Below are 541 nucleotides of genomic sequence, written 5' to 3' on the forward strand. Positions count from 1 at the left end.
CTCAGCAGGGACTGAACCCGCTGTTGCAGCTTTTCTCATTTTCCAGATCGAGAGGGCATGAATGGCGCAGTACGGCGGTTTACTGACGACGACGAGCGGTGAGGTATGGGTTACCGCCAACAGCTCGCCAATTGCATTACAGGCGCGAAAGACAGCGGCACTGCAGGGAACATCGGGTTTCAATACCAGGGTGACGCACACTTTTCCCTCAGGTCAGCCCGTTGTGGCCTTCGTTCATTGCACGGTTGAGGTGGAAATCACTCAGACGGTAAGCGGAAACACCATCACGATTGATTTTCTCAGACCTAATGCAACCGGCACAGCGTACGTTTATTTTTTCACAATTTTCCCCCAGACAAAGCCAGATTACGGGATGGCCGTGTGGGATGCATCGGGGACCCTGATTTTAACCCACGAGACGCGCACGCTCGTCGATGTCGTTACCATAGGCACTGCCGGAGTGGATGCTAGCTCAGGCTACAACATCAACACAACCAGCTGACCTGCTCGCCGCCCATCGGGATGGCGCGGCCCGGTTCGC

1 protein-coding gene is annotated in these 541 nt (G+C 55.5%); it reads left to right on the forward strand.

Annotation, left to right across the window (positions count from 1 at the left end):
- The first annotated feature begins 61 nt into the window (after positions 1 to 61).
- Positions 62 to 502, forward strand: coding sequence for a hypothetical protein (locus tag ACFPZN_RS56600; protein ID WP_378293772.1), 441 nt, complete (start codon positions 62 to 64; stop codon positions 500 to 502).
- Positions 503 to 541 lie beyond the last annotated feature (39 nt).

This window comes from Actinomadura rugatobispora (assembly GCF_042656285.1).
GTDB lineage: Bacteria > Actinomycetota > Actinomycetes > Streptosporangiales > Streptosporangiaceae > Spirillospora > Spirillospora rugatobispora.